At 71.5% G+C, this 14,043-nt stretch carries 15 protein-coding genes; 8 read left to right on the top strand and 7 right to left on the bottom strand.

All coding sequences use genetic code 11. The features are described 5' to 3' along the window. Nucleotides 1-23: 23 nt before the first annotated feature. The gene (locus AB0H84_RS08060; protein ID WP_357599959.1) at nucleotides 24-851 is read right to left on the bottom strand and encodes an oxidoreductase; all 828 of its coding nucleotides are present in this window, start codon (nucleotides 849-851) and stop codon (nucleotides 24-26) included. A 130-nt stretch (nucleotides 852-981) separates the two neighbouring features. Here AB0H84_RS08060 and pgeF point away from each other — a divergent pair, with 130 nt between their 5' ends. After that, on the top strand, nucleotides 982-1,689 hold the full coding sequence (gene pgeF / locus AB0H84_RS08055) for a peptidoglycan editing factor PgeF (protein ID WP_357599956.1): 708 nt from the start codon (nucleotides 982-984) through the stop codon (nucleotides 1,687-1,689). Between the two features lie 77 nt (nucleotides 1,690-1,766). On the opposite strand, the gene AB0H84_RS08050 is transcribed toward pgeF, so the two are convergent. The 3 genes from AB0H84_RS08050 to AB0H84_RS08040 all read right to left on the bottom strand — a co-directional run bounded on the left by AB0H84_RS08050 (nucleotide 1,767) and on the right by AB0H84_RS08040 (nucleotide 4,231). Then, the gene (locus tag AB0H84_RS08050; RefSeq protein ID WP_357599953.1) at nucleotides 1,767-2,966 is read right to left on the bottom strand and encodes an ATP-dependent DNA ligase; all 1,200 of its coding nucleotides are present in this window, start codon (nucleotides 2,964-2,966) and stop codon (nucleotides 1,767-1,769) included. Next, nucleotides 2,950-3,684 (bottom strand): pyrimidine reductase family protein, encoded by a 735-nt coding sequence (locus AB0H84_RS08045; RefSeq protein WP_357599951.1) that lies wholly within the window; start codon nucleotides 3,682-3,684, stop codon nucleotides 2,950-2,952. The genes AB0H84_RS08050 and AB0H84_RS08045 overlap by 17 nt, the downstream gene beginning before the upstream one ends. 157 nt (nucleotides 3,685-3,841) lie before the next feature. Continuing rightward, a complete protein-coding gene (locus AB0H84_RS08040) occupies nucleotides 3,842-4,231 on the bottom strand; it encodes a DUF4440 domain-containing protein (protein ID WP_357599948.1) in 390 nt (129 codons plus the stop codon). A gap of 64 nt (nucleotides 4,232-4,295) precedes the next feature. Between AB0H84_RS08040 and AB0H84_RS08035 the strand changes: the two genes are divergently transcribed. Together AB0H84_RS08035 and AB0H84_RS08030 are read left to right on the top strand one after the other, a co-directional pair. Further along, nucleotides 4,296-4,682, top strand: a complete 387-nt coding sequence (locus tag AB0H84_RS08035) for a helix-turn-helix domain-containing protein (protein WP_357599945.1) — start codon at nucleotides 4,296-4,298, stop codon at nucleotides 4,680-4,682. Nucleotides 4,683-4,787: 105 nt separating this feature from the next. Further along, the gene (locus AB0H84_RS08030; RefSeq protein ID WP_357599942.1) at nucleotides 4,788-5,183 is read left to right on the top strand and encodes a hypothetical protein; all 396 of its coding nucleotides are present in this window, start codon (nucleotides 4,788-4,790) and stop codon (nucleotides 5,181-5,183) included. A gap of 16 nt (nucleotides 5,184-5,199) precedes the next feature. Here the strand turns inward: AB0H84_RS08030 and glgX are convergent, their stop codons facing one another. Both glgX and AB0H84_RS08020 read right to left on the bottom strand, forming a co-directional pair. After that, complete coding sequence (gene glgX, locus AB0H84_RS08025; protein ID WP_357599939.1) at nucleotides 5,200-7,335, bottom strand: glycogen debranching protein GlgX; 2,136 nt, start codon at nucleotides 7,333-7,335, stop codon at nucleotides 5,200-5,202. A 125-nt stretch (nucleotides 7,336-7,460) separates the two neighbouring features. Further along, nucleotides 7,461-7,886, bottom strand: a complete 426-nt coding sequence (locus AB0H84_RS08020) for an OsmC family protein (protein ID WP_357599936.1) — start codon at nucleotides 7,884-7,886, stop codon at nucleotides 7,461-7,463. Nucleotides 7,887-8,037: 151 nt separating this feature from the next. On the opposite strand from AB0H84_RS08020, the gene AB0H84_RS08015 reads away from it, so the two are divergent. The 4 genes from AB0H84_RS08015 (at nucleotide 8,038) to AB0H84_RS08000 (ending at nucleotide 11,751) form a co-directional block, all read left to right on the top strand. Next, on the top strand, nucleotides 8,038-8,595 hold the full coding sequence (locus AB0H84_RS08015; RefSeq protein WP_357599934.1) for a sigma-70 family RNA polymerase sigma factor: 558 nt from the start codon (nucleotides 8,038-8,040) through the stop codon (nucleotides 8,593-8,595). Continuing rightward, complete coding sequence (locus AB0H84_RS08010) at nucleotides 8,595-9,485, top strand: maleylpyruvate isomerase family mycothiol-dependent enzyme (RefSeq protein ID WP_357599931.1); 891 nt, start codon at nucleotides 8,595-8,597, stop codon at nucleotides 9,483-9,485. Before AB0H84_RS08015 ends, AB0H84_RS08010 begins: the two co-directional genes overlap by 1 nt. 72 nt (nucleotides 9,486-9,557) lie before the next feature. Then, a complete protein-coding gene (locus AB0H84_RS08005) occupies nucleotides 9,558-10,760 on the top strand; it encodes a serine hydrolase domain-containing protein (RefSeq protein WP_357599928.1) in 1,203 nt (400 codons plus the stop codon). Nucleotides 10,761-11,148: 388 nt separating this feature from the next. Further along, nucleotides 11,149-11,751 carry an HD domain-containing protein gene (locus tag AB0H84_RS08000; protein ID WP_357599925.1) on the top strand — a complete coding sequence of 201 codons (603 nt, stop codon included), beginning with the start codon at nucleotides 11,149-11,151 and terminating at the stop codon, nucleotides 11,749-11,751. A 57-nt stretch (nucleotides 11,752-11,808) separates the two neighbouring features. Here the strand turns inward: AB0H84_RS08000 and AB0H84_RS07995 are convergent, their stop codons facing one another. Then, nucleotides 11,809-13,146: an ankyrin repeat domain-containing protein gene (locus tag AB0H84_RS07995; protein ID WP_357599922.1), complete on the bottom strand. Its 1,338-nt coding sequence runs from the start codon at nucleotides 13,144-13,146 to the stop codon at nucleotides 11,809-11,811. 168 nt (nucleotides 13,147-13,314) lie between these two features. Between AB0H84_RS07995 and AB0H84_RS07990 the strand changes: the two genes are divergently transcribed. Further along, nucleotides 13,315-14,040 carry a DUF1707 domain-containing protein gene (locus AB0H84_RS07990; protein WP_357599919.1) on the top strand — a complete coding sequence of 242 codons (726 nt, stop codon included), beginning with the start codon at nucleotides 13,315-13,317 and terminating at the stop codon, nucleotides 14,038-14,040. Nucleotides 14,041-14,043: the final 3 nt, after the last annotated feature.

The following is a 14,043-nucleotide window of genomic DNA, read 5'->3' as shown; positions in this document are numbered from 1 at the left end:
GCCCCGCCAAGGTGACAGGGCGCTCAGAAGCCGGTCGAGAGAGCGACGTGCCGCCACTGGTCCAGCTCGCGCCGGACGAGGTCGAGCTTGGCCTCCACACGTGCGACCGCGTCCGCACCGAGTTGCAGGCGCAGCGGAGGGTCGCCGGCCTCCGCGACGTCCACGATCGCGGTGGCGGCCTTCGCCGGGTCGCCCGGCTGGCGGCCGTCGTTGGCGGCCAGGGCCGCGCGGGTCGGGCCCGCGCCGGCGTCATAATCCGAGATGGAGGCGGGCTGGACTTCCAGGCTGGCGCTGTTGAGGAAGTCCGTACGGAAGCCGCCCGGCTCGACGATGACGACCCGCACACCGAGTGGCGCCAGTTCGCCGTGCAGCGCTTCGGAGATGCCCTCGAGGGCGAACTTCGTCGCGCCGTACAGGCCCGTGCCCGGGGCCGTCGCGAACCCGGCCACCGAACCGATGTTCAGCACGCACCCGGACCGCTGGGCCCGCAGCGTGGGCAGCGTCGCGCGCAAGGTGTTCAGCACGCCGAAGACGTTGACGTCGAACAGGTCGCGTACCGCCTTGTCGGACACCTCCTCGACCGCGCCCACCAGCCCGTACCCGGCATTGTTCACCACGACGTCGATCCGGCCGAACTCGGCCAGTCCCGCATCGACGGCGGCCTGCAACTGCTCCTGAGAAGTGACATCCGCGGTCACGGCCAGCAGCCCGGCGGGCTTGTCCGGATATGTCGCGAGCACCGCCTCCGCGTTCCGAGCCGTGGCAATGACACTGTGCCCCCGTGACAGTGCTTCGCGCACGATCTCCGCTCCGAGACCCCGCGACGCTCCCGTGACGAACCACACACTCATGATCTTTCCCCGTCCGTTCAATCGGTGACGTCTGGACGCTACAAGCTAGAGTCGGCTCTAGATCAAGCAGGGTCGGCGGCCGCCCACGCGGGAGCACGGACAGGCGGATCAGCAGGTCTAGGATCGAGCCATGCAGCTGGCCCCTGGAGTGCATGTCGCCATCACCGACCGACACGGAGGCGTCAGCGTCCCGCCGTACGGGTCGCGCAACCTCGGCGGGCTGGTCGGCGACGACCCGGAGGCCGTGCGGGCCAACCGGGCGGGCGTGGCGGCCGAGCTGGGCGTGCGGGGCATCGTGTTCATGCGCCAGGTCCACGGCGCGGACGTCGCCTACGTGAGCGAGCCGTTCGGGGACGACCCGCCGGCGCTCGACGGGGTGTTCACCACCGAGCCTGGCCTGGCGCTGGCCTCGCTCGGGGCCGACTGCCCGGCGGTGCTGGTGGCCGATCCGGTGGCGCGCATGGTGGGCGCGGCGCACTCCGGCCGCCCGGGCACCGAGGCGGGCATCGCGAGCGCGCTGGTGGCGGCCATGGCGGCCAAGGGCGCCGAGCCGGGGCGGATGGTCGCGCTGATCGGGCCCGGCGCGTGCGGCCGCTGCTACGAGGTTCCCGCGGAGCTGCGCGAGCGGGTGGCCGCCCGCGTTCCTGAGACGTGGTCCACGACGTCGTGGGACACGCCCGCGCTCGACCTGCGGGCCGGGATCGAGGCTCAGTTGCGCGCGGCGGGCCTGCCGGACGTACGCCATGACGCCCGCTGCACGATCGAGTCGGAGGAGCTGTACTCGCACCGCAGAGAGCAGCCGGGCGGCCGCTTCGCCGGGCTCATCTGGCTCGCTTAGCGCCCACGGGTGCCGACGCGTCCCAGCCGCGAACGACGAGCCCGGCCGACGTCACCTTCGGGCTTCACGCTGTCGCGTCAGCGGGCCAGGATGTCGTCGAGGTCGTAGCTGACGGGCCGTTCGAGCTGCTCGTACGTGCACGACTCAGGGGTGCGGTCGGGCCGCCACCGCCGCCACTGGGCGGTGTGCCGGAACCGGTCGCCTTCCATCTGGTCGTAGGCCACCTCGATCACCAGCTCCGGCCTGAGCGGGATGAACGACAGGTCCTTCTTGGCGTTCCACCGCGACACCGCGCCGGGCACCCGCTGCCCGCCCCGCGAGGGACCGGCGGCGGGCTGGCCGATGTTGGCCGTCGCCTGCTCGGCCCAGTGGCCCCACGGGTGCTCGCTCAGCTCCGCGATGTACGGGCTGATCTCCTCCACCAGCTCGGCCCTGCGCGCCATCGGGAACGAGGCGGCCACTCCCACATGGTGCAGCCTGCCGTCGGCGCCGTAGAGGCCGAGCAGCAGCGATCCCACGATCGGGCCCGACTTGTGCTCGCGGTAGCCGCAGATCACCACGTCGGCCGTGCGCTCGTGCTTGACCTTGAACATGGTGCGCTTGTCGGGGACGTACGGCTGGTCGCCCGGCTTGACGATGATGCCGTCGAGCCCCGCCCCCTCGAACGTCTGGAACCACTCGGCGGCCTGCTCGTCGCTGGTCGTGACCGGGGTCAGCCGGATGGACTCGCCCTTTTCCGGAAATATCCCCTCAAGGCGCGCCCGCCGCTCCGAGAACGGCTCCTCCATCAGCGACTCATCGCCCAGCGCGAGCAGGTCGAACGCGACGAACTGGGCCGGCGTCTGCTCCGACAGGAGCTTCACCCGCGAGGCCGCCGGATGGATGCGCTGCTGCAGCGCGTCGAAGTCGAGCTGCGACCCCCTGGGCAGCACGATCTCCCCGTCCACCACGCACTTGTCCGGCAACTCGGCCCTGACCGCCTCGACCAGCTCGGGAAAGTAGCGCGTGAACGGCCGCTCCTTACGGCTGCCCAGGTAGACCTCGTCGCCGTCGCGGAAGACGATGCAGCGAAAGCCGTCCCACTTCGGCTCGTAGAACAGCGTGCCGTCCTGCTTGGGCATGGCCTTGACCGGCTTGGCCAGCATGGGCGGCACGGGCGGGCGCACCGGCAGGTTGGGCACCGGCTCCGGCTCTTGCTCCTCGACGGGCCCTTCGACCGGCCCTTCGACCGGCGCCGGCTCCTCGACGGAGGCAGTCTGGTCAGTCGGCTCGCTCATCGCTCTGCTCCCTCGTGTATTTGCAGAAGAGGACCCCCTCCTCTTCCAGCACCTGGCTGAGGCCCAGTGTGACCTGCGCGGGCTCCCCGTTGACGATGCGCGCCGCGCCGCCGCCGACCAGCAGCGGGCTGATCGACAGGCAGAGCTCGTCGACCAGGTCGTCCGCCGAGAGCTGGGCGTTGATCCTGGGCCCGCCCTCGCACAGGATCCTGGTCAGGCCGCGCTCGTGCAGCGCGGCCACGGCCCGCCGCATGTCGACCCCCTCCTCTCCGGCCACGACGACGTCGGAGCCCTGGGCCGCCGCCTTGCGCCGCTCGCGCGGGGCGGCCTCGCAGGTGATCACAATCGTCCTGCTGGGGGCGTCGGTGAACAGCTCGCCGTCGAGGTCGAAGTCCAGGCTGCGGCTGATGACCGCGATGGGCGGCACCTCGGGCCTGCCCGCGCGGATGCCGGTCCACGCATCGCGCGGCTCGACCGGGCCGTAGCCCTCCTTGCGCACGGTCGCGGCCCCGGCGACGATGACGTCGGCCAGGCCGCGCAGGATCTGGAAGATCCGCTTGTCGCCCCCGCTGGACAGGCCGCCCGATCGGCCCTTCAGCCACGCCGCGCCGTCGGCGCTGGCCACCATGTTGAGCCGCAGCCACGGCCGGTCGTCGGGGTAGGCGTACGCCTGAACGATGTCCGGATTGTCCTGTATGTCGGGATAGATGCGCCGCACTCCTCTACCTTGGCACACCCTACCGACAACCCACGCCCGCGACCCGTTCCGGCCGGTCGGCCGGGGAAGTCGGGCCTCGAAGCGACGGCGGCCGGCCTGGGATCTGACCGAAGTACCGGCGGGTCCAGCCGCACATCCTCCGCGTCAGCGCCTTCGCTCACCGAGCACCGCGCAGCACGCCGAACGGATTGTCGATCGCGTACCTCCAGCGCCCGTCCGTGCCGCGCCGGGCGTCGTCGGTGGCGGTGCCCTCGATGTGGACGTGCTCGCCGTGCCTGTCCGTCCCGTCGATCGTCCAGTCCACGATCAGCAGCGCGAGGTCGCCGGTCGTGTAGACGTGCCGCGGGCGGACGTCGATCGGCACCCCGAGGCCGGCGAACGCGGCATTGGCCGCCTGCGCCTCCGCGCCGGTCAGGGGCATGCCCGGTTCGGGCACGAACGCCGCCTCGCTCTCGTACACCTCGGCCAGCGCCGCCAGGTCGCCGCTGTTGAACCGCTCGGCGAACACCGCCGGCACGTCCTCCGCCCGCTCCGCAAGCTCCCGCATCGTCCGTCCACGTCCTTCCGCAAGGTAGAAACACCTGAGATGCGGAACGCTAGGAGGCGCCATCGTGGCTCACCAAATGGTTGGTCATGCGGCCCGGCCGGGGCTGCCCGACGACCCGTCGGCCGCCGTCACCGAACCCGATCCGGCGTGCCCGGTGGAGATCACCCTCGCCGTGCTGCGCGGCCGCTGGACGACCTTGGTGGTACGCGAGCTCCTGCGGGGCGGGCGTACGTTCAGCGAACTCCGGGACGCCCTGCCCGCACTGTCGGACAAGGTCCTGTCCGACCGGCTGGCGCAGCTGACGGAGGCCGGCGTCGTCATCCGGCACCGCCGGACCGGCTGGCCGCCCCGCACCCACTACCGGCTGACCCCGCAGGGGCGCGGCCTCGGGCCCGTGCTGCAGGCCATGTGGGACTGGGGAGCCGAGCACCGCCCACCCTCCCCGGAGTGACCGCCAAGGGGGATGGTTTCAGGACATATAGCGCTTTTGTGTATTCCGAGGACGTACGGGCGTTCCTGTGCTTACCGTGACGGCAGGGATGGGGAGGGAGGCCCAGTGGGTCTGGTCACCGCTGCCGCGTGGACGATCGCCGCACTCGCCGGGGTGTACCTGCTCTACTACTGGCTGTCCGGGGGCGGCCTGCGCCGGGCCAAGGTCACCCGGTTCCCGGCCGCGCTGGTCTTCGCCCACCCGGCGCTGTCCGTGTCGGCGCTGGTGTGCTGGATCGCCGGACTGGTCACGGGGAGCCGGGTGCTGGCGTGGACGGCGTTCGGGGCGTTGGCGGCGGCGGCGCTGCTGGGGTTCGCGATGTTCACGCGGTGGCTCGGGGCCGGGCGGCACAAGGTGCGCGGCCGGGGGTTCCCGGTGCTGGCGGTGACGTTGCACGGGCTGGCGGGGGTGGCGACGTTCGCGCTGGTGCTCCTCACCGCCAGCGCGCCGCGCTTCTTCTGAGCCCGGGCGCCACCGCCTATCGGGCGTTGCCCTGCGTGCGGCGGGGCTGGCGGAGGACCTGGAGGGAACGGGAGGTGACGGCCACCACGTCGCCCGCCTGCCAGCCCTCGTCCCCGAACGCCTCCTCCATCGTGTCGTGGCTGGTGTCGAGCACGGGCACCCACCCGGTGCCGCACTCCTCGCCCGGCAGCGTGAACGGCATGTTCTCGTGGTGCGCGTTGATGAGCAGCAGGAACGAGTCGTCCACGATCCGCTCGCCCCTCGGCCCCGGCTCGGTGATGGCCTCGCCGTTCAGGTAGACCATGAGCGACTTGGCGTACCCGGTGTGCCAGTCGCCCGCCGTCATCTCCTTGCCGCCCGGGGTGAGCCAGACCAGGTCGCGCTTGCCGTCCGCGGGATGGCGGCCGTGGAAGAAGCGGCGGCGCTGGAAGACCGGGTGCTCGCGGCGCAGCTTCGACAGTGCCCTGACGAACTCGAGCAGCTCCTGCTCCGTGTGCACCATCGACCAGTCGACCCAGGCCAGCTCGTTGTCCTGGCAGTAGGCGTTGTTGTTGCCGCGCTGGGTGCGCCCGAGCTCGTCGCCGTGGGAGAGCATGGGCACGCCCTGTGACAGGAACAGCGTGGCCAGGAAGTTGCGCCGCTGGCGGCGGCGGAGCCGGACGATCTCGGGGTCCTCGACGGGGCCCTCAGCGCCGCAGTTCCAGGAGCGGTTGTCGTTGGTGCCGTCGCGGTTGTCCTCGGCGTTGGCCTCGTTGTGCTTGTGGTCGTACGAGACCAGGTCGGCGAGGGTGAACCCGTCGTGACAGGTCACGAAGTTGATCGAGGCGACCGGGCGGCGGCCGGAGGACTCGTAGAGGTCGGCGGAGCCGGTCAGGCGGGAGGCGAACTCGGGGAGGGCGGAATGCGTACCCCTCCAGAAATCTCGCACGATGTCGCGGTATTTCCCGTTCCATTCCGTCCACAAGGGCGGGAAATTTCCGACCTGGTAGCCGCCGGGACCCACGTCCCACGGCTCGGCGATCAGCTTGACCTGCGAGATCACCGGGTCCTGCTGGATCAGGTCGAAGAACGCGCTCAGCCGGTCGACGTCGTGCAGCTCCCTGGCCAGCGCCGACGCCAGGTCGAACCGGAACCCGTCGACGTGCATCTCGAGCACCCAGTAACGGAGCGAGTCCATGATCAGCTGCAGCGCGTGCGGCGAGCGCACGTTGAGGGAGTTGCCGCAGCCGGTGTAGTCGAGGTAGTAGCGCCGGTCACCGTCGTGCAGCCGGTAGTAGGCGGCGTTGTCGATCCCCCTGAACCCCAGCGTGGGCCCCATGTGGTCGCCCTCGGCCGTGTGGTTGTAGACCACGTCGAGGATGACCTCGATGCCCGCCTCGTGCAGCGCCCGCACCATCGCCTTGAACTCCAGCACCTGCTGCCCCCGCGTCCCCGCGCTGGAGTAGCCGCCGTGGGGCGCCAGGTAGGCCATGGTGTTGTAGCCCCAGTAGTTGGTCAGCCCGCGGGCCACCAGGAAGTGCTCGGGGATGTAGTGGTGCACCGGCATCAGCTCGACCGCCGTCACCCCGATCGACAGCAGGTGCTCGATGACCGCGGGGTGCCCCATGCCCGCGTACGTGCCGCGCAGGTCGGCCGGCACGTCGGGGTGGCGCATGGTGAGGCCCCGCACGTGGGCCTCGTAGATCACGGTCTGGTGGTACGGGATGCGCGGCGGCCGGTCGTTGCCCCACTCGAAGAACGGGTTGATGACCACGTTCTTCGGCATGTAGGGGGCGCTGTCCTCGGTGTTGCGCCTGGAGGGGTCGGTGAAGTAGTAGGGGAACAGCGCCTGGTTCCAGGTCAGCTCGCCGTCGATGGCCTTGGCATAGGGGTCGAGCAGCAGCTTGGCGGGATTGCTCCGATGACCCTGGGACGGCTCGTACGGCCCGTGGACGCGGAAGCCGTACCGCTGCCCCGGCTGGATGCCCGGCAGATAGCCATGCCAGACGAACCCGTCGACCTCGGGCAGATCGACCCGCTCCTCGGTGCCGTCATCGTGAAAAAGGCACAGCTCGACCCGCTCGGCGACCTCCGAGAACACCGAAAAGCTGGTGCCCACGCCATCCCAGGTAGCGCCGAGGGGGTAGGGCTCGCCCGGCCAGACCTCACGCATGTGACCGTATTGTCGCATGCGAACGCGCTCTTGGTCTCTCAATAACCCGATCGCCCTTCATGTAGGGGGGGCACCCCAACGTGCCGCGACGGGCGCCCCCGGGCGTGTCGGCAAGTGTCGGACAGTCAGAGCAGCTCAGCCTCGAGCGTGATCGTGGTGCCCGCCAGGGCCTTGCTGACCGGGCAGTTGGCCTTGGCCGTCTCGGCGGCCTCCTGGAACTGCTCGGCCGAGATGCCCGGCACCTGACCCTTCACCGTGAGCACGATGCCCGTGATGCCCTCACCCGGCTGGAACGTCACGTCGGCGCTCGTCTCCAGCGACTCCGGCGGGGTGCCGGCGCCGGCCAGCGCGTGCGAGAGCGCCATCGAGAAGCAGGACGAGTGGGCCGCGGCGATGAGCTCCTCAGGGGAGGTCTTGCCATTGGCCTCCTGGGACCTGGACGCCCAGGAGACCTCGAACATGCCCACGCCGGACGTGTTCAGCGAGACCGTGCCCGAGCCGTTCATCAGGGCGCCCTTCCACTCGGTGGTGGCGGTGCGGGTGGTGGCCATGACGTTTGCTCCCTCCGTGGTGGTCCTCCGACCTTATCGCGAGCGGGCAAAGTGCGGTCCGCCGGTCATCCGGCTCTACATTTCCGGCGAATAATGACATGCTCGGGTCGCGGCGCACCCGCCGCCTTGGTCCGGATTACACGGGAGTGTGGTGCCAGTGGAGGCACCGTACGACGACCGCCTGTTGCACCGGCGGGTGGTCGGCGGCGACGAGGCCGCGCTGGGCGAGGTCTACGATCGGCTCTCCCCGCTGATCTTCGGGCTCGCCCTGCGGGTCACCAGGGACCGGGTGATCGCCGAGGACATCACTCAGGAGGTCTTTCTGGTCTTCTGGGAGCGGCCGCTCGCCTACGACCCCGAGCGTGGCACCTTACGCGCGTGGCTGGCGACGATCGCGCACCGCCGGGCGGTCGACCATGTACGCGCCGAGGAGCGCCGCCGGGTGTCGGCGCTGGGGCCGAGGCTGTTCGAGCGCGAACCCGCCAGGCTGGAGGACGCCGTGCTCGCCGCCGACGAGGCCGAGCGGGTGCGGCAGGCGGTGACGTCGCTGCCCGACGGCCTCCGGGAGGCGGTGGAGCTGGCCTATTTCGGCGGCAGGACCTACCGGCAGGTGGGAGAGGAACTGGGCGTGCCCGAGGGCACGGCCAAATCGCGCATCCGGCTGGCGCTGAGACGCCTGGCGGACGCGCTTGCGGAGGAAGAGGTGTAATGGACCCCGTCGAGCGCCTCTACCTGGACGCGATGATGGAGGACCCCGGGGTGCCGGCCCGCTCGCTGCGGCCCCAGCTCCTGGCCGGGGCCAGGGCCCGGCGCAGGCCCGCGGCTCCCACCGCGCCCTGGGCGGAGCCGTACGCCGGCCGGGTGGCCGCGATGGACGCGCTGCTCGCCTCGGCCGAGGACGACGACTGGTCCCGCGTGATCGTCGAGGGCTGGACCCTCCAGGAGCTCGTCGCCCACCTGGCCGCCAAGGACGGCCTGCTGGCCGCCTCCGTGGGGGCTCCCGTGCTGGGCCCGCCCATGGGGGCGACGGACTCGCTGGGACGTACGAGCGACGTGCAGGCGTACGAGCGCACCCGCAGCCCCGAGCAGACGAGAAGGGACTGGCGGGCCCAGGCCGACGCCCTCTGCCGCCACCTGGCGGACCTGCCGCCCACGACCCCCGCGACGCTGGACGGCATGGAGGTGCCGGTACGCGACCAGATCCTGGCGCGGTGCCTGGAGACCTGGATCCACACCGACGACGCCGCCCGGACCGCCCGGATCCGGCTGCCCGACCCCATCGCGGAGCACATCCATCCGACCGCCGACCTGTGCGCCCGCCTGCTGCCCTGGACGATGCTCCTGTCGGGTCTGAACGGCTCCGGCCGTACCCTCCGTCTCACCCTGACCGGCGACGGCGGGGGCGAGTGGCGGGTCCCGCTGGGCGTGGCGGACGCGGGGCCCGGCACGCCGGACGCGCACATCACGGCGGACGTGGTGGACTTCTGCTTCCTGCTGGGCGGCAGGGGAGACCCGGCCGGGTTCCCCGCCGAGCTGGCCGGCGACCTCTCGCTCGCCAGGGACGTCCTCACCACGGCGCCCGCGCTTTCCGGCCCCTGACTGCGATGATTTCCGGGACGCCCGCCGGTCTGTCCTTCGAGAATGGGAACCGGATCGACACAGGGAGTCACGATGAGCGGTGGGCTGTCCCAGGCCGGCCTCAGGCGCATGCGGAAGGTGCTCGACGGCGCTGTCACGCGCGGTGAAGCGCCGGGGCTGGTGGCGCTCGTGCATCGGCACGGGGAGACGTACGTGACCGAGCACGGCACGACGGAGGTCGGCGGCAACGCGCCCATGCGGCGGGACACCCTTTTCCGCCTCGCGTCGATGGGCAAGCCGATCACCGCCGTGGCCGCGATGATCCTCGTCGAGGAGTGCCGGCTGCGGCTGGACGACCCGGTGGACGACCTGATCCCCGAGCTGGCCGGGCGGCGCGTGCTGCGGCGGATCGACGGGCCGGTCGACGACACCGTGCCGGCCGAGCGCTCGATCACCCTGCGCGACCTGCTGACCTCCCGCCTCGGCCTGGGGGCGATCATCGCGCCTCCCGGCAGCTACCCCATCCAGCGGGCGATCGAGGAGGCCGGGCTCGGGGTCGGGGTGGACGGGCCGACGGTCGAGCCCGATGAGTGGATCAAGCGGCTCGCCACGTTGCCGCTGGTCCACCAGCCGGGAGCCGTGTGGATGTACCACACCTCGATGGACGTGCTCGGCGTGCTGATCGCGCGTGCCGCGGGGCAGCCGCTCGACGAGTTCCTGCGCGAGCGGGTCTTCGAGCCGCTCGGCATGCGGGACACCGGCTTCCACCTGCCGGCCGCGAAGCTCGGCCGGCTCGCGGGGTCGTACGTCGCCGACCCCGCGACGGGGAAGCTGGTGCGCAGGAACGGCCCTCGGGAGGGGGCCTGGGACCGTCCACCGGCCTTCCCGTCCGGCGGCGGCGCGCCCGGCCTCCTCTCGACCGCCGACGACTACCTGGCCTTCTGCCGCATGCTGCTCGCCAAGGGCCGCTACGACGGTGGCCGGCTCCTGTCGCGGGCGTCGGTCGAGCTCATGACCACCGACCACCTCAGGCCGGAGCACAAGGCGGGCAGCGAGATCTTCTTCGCCTCGGGTGGCGGCTGGGGCTTCGGGGTCGGGATCGAGAACCGCCGGGAGGACCTCGCCGGCAAGCCGGGACGGTTCGGCTGGAGCGGCGGCCTGGGCACCACGATGGCCGTCGATCCCACCGAGGACGTGGTGGGCATCCTGCTCACCCAGCGGGCCCTGGGCGCGCCGCGGCCGCCGACTGCGTTCCTGGACTTCTGGACGACGGCGTACGCGGCGCTCGACGATTGAGGGCCGAAGGGCGCCCGGAGGACTTGACGCGTTGTTTGGCTTCGGGGAGGTAGCCGAGAATAGGCGCGTGGGTACGCCTTGTTCTGTCCGAGCCTCCGCCGGGACGGCGGGCGCCGGATTTCTGGCCGATCCACCGATGGACAGAAACGAATGCGCGTGAACCCTGAAAGTCGGCACCTGCCTGTACGACCGCACGGACCAGGGCGTGGGCGGCACGAGCGAAGTCTGCTCCCCCGGCCGGGCGGGCGTCGGTTACGTCTCGCACGCGAAAGCCGGTTGACGCCGTGACCGGGCGGGACATCGTTTGAGCCATTTCGACGGCGGCGGCGGGTGAATGCCGTGACCAGTCTGTTCGGTCACGGCATTCGCCGCTGGACCGGCACCACGAATGTCGTATGGAGGAAAGGGGGTCCCCGTGGAGGACGAGGCGACGGGGCTGGCGGGGTTGCTGTACGAGTTCGGGCTGCTCAAGCGCTACAAGAGGACCGGGTGGCTGGTCGCGGGCGTGCGCGACCCGGAGAGCATCGCCGACCACTCCTTCCGCGCGGCCGTCATCGCCGGCATGATCGCCAAGCTGGAGGGCGGCAACCCGGAGCGGGCCGCGTTCATGAGCCTCTTCCACGACACGCAGGAGACCCGCATCACCGACATCCCGTACATCGGCAAGCGCTACCTCAAAGCGGCCCGCAACGAGGACGTCACCGCCGACCAGGTGCGGGGTGTCTCCGCCGAAGTGGCGGACATGGTGGCCGACGCGGTGGGGGAGTACGAGGAGAAGGCCAGCCTCGAAGCCGTCTGCGCCCGTGACGCCGACAAACTGGAATGCCTGCTCCAGGCGGTCGAATACCGGGAGCAGGGACACCAGAACGTCCAGGGGTGGATCGACAGCTCGCTGGCCGCGATCACGACCCCGACCGGCAAGCGCCTCGCCGAGGAGGCCCTGCGCACGGGCACCCTGGAATGGGTGACTCGCGTGCTCAACGGCGACTGAGCCCACCCGCCGCCCTGACCTCTCGAGAGCCGGGCAGGGCGGCCGCAGGCGATGCGGTCAGTCGGTGGCCGGCTGGGTGACGAGGTCCCTGGCGTACTCGTCGTCGCTCTCCGCCAGCACCCGCTCGACCCCGCGCGAGGCGCGCTCGTCGCCTCGGGTCAGGAGCCCGCGCGTGGCCTCGGCCACCGTGCGGAGATCCTGGTCGGCGAGGCGGGCGGCCAGCGCCTCCCGGATCCCGGGCGTGTCGGCCGAGAGCCCGGCGAGACCGGCGGTGGCCCAGTCACGGACCTCGGCGTCCTCGTCCTCCGTCATCTCGATCAGCAGCGCCAGCCCCTCCTCGTGGTCCGGCGGCAGCACGTCGGCCAGCGCGATCGCGTCCGTCATCGTGCGCTTGTGCCCGGGGCGCCCGATGATGTCCAGCACGTACGGCAGCGCCCTCGGGTCGCCCTGGTGGCCGAGCGCCGCCAGCACGGACCGGAGCACCTGCGGGTTGCCCTCCGTGGTGACCATCTTCTGCAGCAGCGGCAGAGTCGTCTCGAGGTACGGCTTGTCCCCCTCCGCGAACCCGAACTGGGCGATCGCGTCCACCCCGAACTCCCGCTCCCTGGCGTCCTCGCTCGCGCACAGCCGGGTCAGCGCCTCGTACGTCTCCTCGTCGGCCCGCTTGCCCAGCGTGTCGGCCACGACCCACCAGGTCTCGGCGTCCTCGTCGACGTCGCGGTGCGCCACGGCCCGCGCCACCAGCTCGTCCACCGGCGTGTACGTGCCCTGGGCCTCCTCGAGCAGCGTCGCGACGGCGGCGTGGCCGCGCTGGGCCTGCACCTCCTCGGTCTCGGATCCGTCGGCCGAGCGCCCGGCCACCGTGACCAGCTCGGTGCCGTCCTTGGCGTACTGGCGGGCCACGACGTACTCCCAGCCCTCCTGCTGGATCTGGTCGAGCAGCGCGCTCTCCAGGTGCACGCCCACCCAGGAGGTGGCGATCTCGAGCGGCGTGTCGCCGTCGCCGTCGTACTTGCCCGCGTCGGCACCGGCCTCCAGCAGCACCTGGACCACGCCCAGCGCGCCGCGCCTGGCGGCCAGCGAGAGCGGGATGTCACCGTCGTCGTTGGCCGCGTCGACCTCGGCGCCCGCCTCGATCAGCGCCTTGGTGGTGGCCGCGTGGCCGTTGGCGGCGGCCCAGAGCAGCGCCGTCCAGCCGCCGGACTCCCGGCCGTTCACGTCGGCGCCGGCCGTCAGCAGCACGTCGGCCACCTCGACGCGGTCCCACGCGGCGGCCGCGCACAGCGGCAGTCCCTCTTCGCTCGCACTGTTGGGATCGGCGCCGCCGGCCAGCAGCTTGCCCACGGTCTCCGAGTCGCCGTTCAACGCCGCGCGGTAGAGCTGTTCCTCATGCATGACAGGGACCCTAGCCTGGTCCGGCCGCGCCCCGGACCAAGCCAGGACCCCGTGTCATCGCTTGGTACGCGCCAAAGCCCTGTCCAGGTTCAAACACCCACAAGGGATGACATGTTTTCCTCCCGTGGGAGGAGCGTCAATATCCGGCAAACGCGATATGTTGCGAGTATGACTGATCCCGGGGAGCTCCGCGCGTCGGACGCCGAGCGCGAGGCCGTCGTCGAGCAGCTCCGTGTCGCCTCGGTCGAGGGCAGGCTCACGCTCGCCGAGCTGACCGACCGCACGGAGGCCGCCTATTCCGCGACCACGCACGCGGAGCTGGCCCTCCTCACCCAGGACCTGCCGTCAGGAGCCATGCCCGCGCCCGCCCCCGCCCCCGTGCGGCACGAGGGCAGGAAGCGGCGGTGGTTCGTGGGCATCATGGGCGACACCAAGCGCCGCGGCACCTGGCGGATCGACCAGGAGCTGGGCGCGGTCGCCGTGATGGGCGACGTGCTGCTCGACCTGCGCGAGGCGGAGGTGCGCACGGACATGGTGGACATCACCGCCGTCTCCGTGATGGGGGACGTGAAGATCATCGTGCCCGACGGCGTGAACGTGGACCTCGACGGCGTGGCCGTCATGGGCGACAAGAAGGTGGACGTCCTGGAGGCGGCCCCCGGCATGAACGTCCCCGTGGTGCGCGTGCGCGCGTACGCGGTGATGGGCGACGTCAAGGTGGTCGGCGACTCGCGGGCGCAGCCGCTGCAGCGCGGGTTCGCCGCCTGGCGCGAGCACTGGCGGCGCCTGCACGGCGAGGACTGGCGCGCCCTCGGCAGGCAGATGCGCCAGGACGGCCGCGAGCTCGGCAGGCAGCTCCGCGAGGAGCGTCGCAACCTCAGAAGGGGTTACTGAGCG

Origin of the sequence: Nonomuraea sp. NPDC050786 (assembly GCF_040654115.1) — a bacterium.
Taxonomy (GTDB): Bacteria; Actinomycetota; Actinomycetes; order Streptosporangiales; family Streptosporangiaceae; genus Nonomuraea.
This window is presented reverse-complemented; position numbering and strand designations above follow the sequence as displayed.